The sequence below is a fragment of the Candidatus Aminicenantes bacterium genome (assembly GCA_026393795.1).
Classification (GTDB): domain Bacteria; phylum Acidobacteriota; class Aminicenantia; order UBA2199; family UBA2199; genus UBA2199.
Genome location: JAPKZL010000292.1, coordinates 1 through 3,612 on the forward strand (window position 1 = coordinate 1; position 3,612 = coordinate 3,612).

General features: G+C 57.4%; 6 protein-coding genes. 4 read left to right on the top strand and 2 right to left on the bottom strand.

What is annotated here, in order from left to right:
• Both NTW95_14330 and NTW95_14335 read right to left on the bottom strand, forming a co-directional pair.
• Positions 1-791: class I SAM-dependent methyltransferase (locus NTW95_14330; GenBank protein MCX6558584.1), on the bottom strand; the 791-nt coding region annotated here is incomplete at its 3' end.
• The gene (locus NTW95_14335; protein ID MCX6558585.1) at positions 775-960 is read right to left on the bottom strand and encodes a twin-arginine translocase TatA/TatE family subunit; all 186 of its coding nucleotides are present in this window, start codon (positions 958-960) and stop codon (positions 775-777) included. The genes NTW95_14335 and NTW95_14330, both read right to left, overlap by 17 nt.
• Positions 961-1,106: 146 nt before the next feature.
• On the opposite strand from NTW95_14335, the gene NTW95_14340 reads away from it, so the two are divergent.
• The 4 genes from NTW95_14340 to NTW95_14355 form a co-directional block, all read left to right on the top strand.
• On the top strand, positions 1,107-1,475 hold the full coding sequence (locus NTW95_14340; protein MCX6558586.1) for a DUF4234 domain-containing protein: 369 nt from the start codon (positions 1,107-1,109) through the stop codon (positions 1,473-1,475).
• Positions 1,450-1,947, top strand: a complete 498-nt coding sequence (locus NTW95_14345; GenBank protein MCX6558587.1) for a DUF2752 domain-containing protein — start codon at positions 1,450-1,452, stop codon at positions 1,945-1,947. The genes NTW95_14340 and NTW95_14345 overlap by 26 nt, the downstream gene beginning before the upstream one ends.
• Positions 1,948-2,000: 53 nt before the next feature.
• Positions 2,001-2,603, top strand: a complete 603-nt coding sequence (locus NTW95_14350; GenBank protein MCX6558588.1) for a Yip1 family protein — start codon at positions 2,001-2,003, stop codon at positions 2,601-2,603.
• Between the two features lie 209 nt (positions 2,604-2,812).
• Positions 2,813-3,612, top strand: an 800-nt coding sequence (locus NTW95_14355) for a glycosyltransferase (GenBank protein ID MCX6558589.1), incomplete at its 3' end; no start/stop codon positions are given.

Consider the following 3,612-nt stretch of genomic DNA (forward strand, 5'->3'; position numbering starts at 1 on the left):
CCCGGCCGCAGAACGCGGAAGGACTCGCCGATGACCCGGCGCAGGTAGTCGGGCTCGAAATGCTCGATGACTTGGGAGGAAAAAATCCCGTCCAGGGACGCCGCGGGGCGGTTTTTCAGAAAAGCCAGGGCATCCTCTTTGTGGCATTCCAGCCCTTTTTCTCCGGCTATTTCGAGCATGGAATCGGACAGATCGATGCCCACTCCCTTGTGCCCGGCGGCGGCGAGCAACTCCAGAAATTCGCCGCGGCCGCAGCCGATGTCGAGTATCTCGCGGCGTCCGGCGAACAGGGGCAGGTATTTTCGCAGCCGCTGTTCGATGCTCTCGCGGCTGCCGCGGAAGCGCTGCTCGAAATCGGCGTACTGCAGCGGCGACAGCTGCTCCTTGACGGCGCGGATCTCGCCGGCGGCCAGGAAGCCCTGGCTCGTCGCGGCGGTCCTGTCGTTGAGCGCATCGAGCAGGCGGTCCAGCCGGTTTTCCAGCTGGGCGAAATGGACGAGCAGGGTTTTCAGGTTGGAATACTCCGCCTCGAGCTTTTCGATTTTCCATTGCAGCGACTTGAAAACCGTGGTCGAATGGTTGTTGGCATAGGCGTCCCACTCCTTGTCCTGGGCGGTGATGTAGGCTCCCAGGCAGGCATGGAGCTGCTGCAGCTTGGCGCGGATCTCAGGGCGTTTTTTCCTGACCAGGCCCAGCGTTTCGATGGCGCCGGCCAGCTCGTCCAGGCTTGTTTTCAGCTCATTCTGGCGGTGCTTGCGCTGTTCGACGAGTTCTTCAATTACCCTTCTCATCCTTGGGTTTTTTTTCCTCTTCCGCTTCCGTTCCCTTGACGGCGTTCTTGAAATTCTTGATGCCCTGTCCCAGCCCCTTGCCCAGTTCGGGGAGTTTCTTGCCGCCGAAGAGCAGGGCGATGACGACGATAATCAGCAGTATTTCCCAGATGCCAAGACTTCCAAACATGGTGGTCTCCTTTGCCTGCATTATATGTGTTAACGCCGCTCCCGTCAAGCAAGAACGGACCGCATGAAGGATTAAAAAATAAACAGATTGTAGGGGTTCAATACAAGATCAATTGAGCTCATATTGAACCCCTAAAGGAGGACACGATGAGCGAAGTGAATCCGGAGGCGCGGCGCATTCCCTATTTCAAGAATGACCCGCTGATCGTGCTGCTGTTGGGATTTGTCACCTGCGGCCTCTACCTGATCTACTGGAACATCAAGATGGCCGAAGTGATCAACGCCGTGGTCGAAAGGGAGGTGATCAGCCCGCTGATCGCCATCTTTTCCGGCTGCTGTTTCCCGGTCAACCTGTATTTCTATTACCTGGTCGGCCAGAACCTGGAAGTGATCGGCCGCAAGGTGAACAATCCCACCCTGCAGGACCAGTCGGTGTTGCTGATCGTGCTGGGTTTCTTCGCCCCCATGGTGTCGGCCATGATCATCCAAGGTGAAATTAACAAGCTTTATAACTGAGAGCCGGAACAGTTTTTATTGGCCGCGGCTCCTGGCGCTGGCCCTGCTGGCCGGGAGCCTGCTGTTGCCATTTTTGGCTTTCGACTGGATCACATCGCCGCAATCGCCGGTCCTGTGCCCGCTGCGGGCCGTGACCGGTATTCCCTGCCCCTCCTGCGGCCTGACCCGCGCCCTGGCCCACTTGGAGCATGGCCACCTGGCCGAGGCCATTAAATTCCATCCTTTTTCGCCCCTCCTCTTCCTTTTGGCGCTGGTCCTCATCATCCTGTTGATCCTGGAGATCTCGACCCATCAGGCGATCATCGCCAACCCGCTGAAAAGCAGGCGCGGCATCTATGTGCTGCTGGCCGCGGTCGTCGTTTTCCAGATCGGGCGTACGGTCATTTTCTTCCTCAACGGCGGCTGGGCCATATTCTGGCACGAGAACCTGGTCGCCCGTTTGCTGGCATTGGGGCAAGCGCTTTTTTATTGACTTTTTGCCGGATTTCGGGTATCTATTTCTAATAGAATCAACAGGAGGCAAATATGAATCTAGTTGAAAGAGCGAAAAACATTCTGCTGACCCCGGCCAAGGAATGGGCCGTAATCAAGGGCGAACAGCTGACCATTGTTGACATGTTCACCAAGTACGCCATGCTTTTGGCCGCCATCCCCGCCGTCGCCGGTTTCATCGGTTACAGCCTGATCGGCGTTTCCTACGGTTTCGGGACTTTTCGGGTTCCCATCGGCACGGCGCTGGTATGGGCGATCCTGCAATATATCCTCTCGCTTGCCGGCGTATTCCTGATCGCCTTTATCATGGATGCCCTGGCGCCCACCTTCGGCTGCAGCAAGAATCTGGTCGCCGCCGTCAAGATCGTGGTCTTTTCCTATACCGCGGCCTGGGTGGCGGGAATTCTCAACATTATTCCCTCCCTGGGCATTCTGGTCGGCATCGCCAGCATTTATTCGCTGTACCTGATGTACATGGGTCTGCAGATAGTCAAGGATGTTCCCAAGGACAAGATGGTCGGCTATTTTGTGGTGACCATCATCGCCGCCGTGGTGGTTTTCGTGGTCATCGGCATCGTCGTCGGCGCCGTGGCTTTCGGCAGCATGTCCACGCTGGGCGGGTTCCGGACTATGTAAAACCCGGTCATCCGCTCCGTTTTTATTTTCGCGGCGGCGGATGAACCGTTTTTGCCAGTTCGCTATCGATTGATTGATTTTCCCATCCGGGCCGGCTCCGCGCCGGCCCGGATTTTTCTCACATTTCCCTTTAACCAACATAAAAAATCAACGCCGGCGGATTCCCCATTCGTATTGACCCGGCCGGGCTTTTCTGTTAAGAAGGATGGATGACAGTCGAACAATTCCTGCCTTCCCTGCATGAAGGCGACGCGGTGGGCAATTCGGCCCTGGCGTTGCATCGCTTCCTGCTCGCGCGCGGCATTGAAAGCCGGATCGTCGCCATCAACTGCGACATTGGCGTCAGGGACCAGGCGGTGCTGTTCAGCGATTACCGGCTCGATCCCGCCTCGCTCAAGATCCTGCGTTTCGCCATCCCGTCGCCGCTGACCGATTTTTTCCTGGGCCTGAAGGGCAAGAAGGCGCTGATCTACCACAACATCACCCCCAGCCGTTTTTTCGTCGGTTATTCCGATCCGTTGGTGCGCATCACCGCCGCCGGCCGCGAGCAATTGCGCCAGCTCACTTTTTGTTTCGATCTGGCCATCGGCGATTCGACCTACAACGCCGACGAGCTGCGCGAACTGGGTTTCGCCAACGTTCGGGTGTTCCCCCTGCTGGTCGACCTCCGGGATTACGACCGGCCGCACAGCCAGGCGTACCTGTCCTTGCTCCAAAACGAGAGGAAGAATATCGTTTTCGCCGGCCGTTTTTCCCCGAACAAGAAGATCGAGGACCTGATCAAGGTGGTTTTTTTCTATAAAAAATACATCTCCCCGGCCGTGCGCCTGATCGTGGTCGGCAACGTCAACACCCTGCCCAAGTATTTCCTGGCCGTCCAGGACCTGGCGGCGCGCTTCTACCTGACCGCCGAAGACGTCCTGTTCACCGGCCACCTGCCCGCGGACGAGTTTCTCGCCGCCTACAGGCTGGCCGATGTTTTTCTCTCCATGAGCGAGCACGAGGGCTT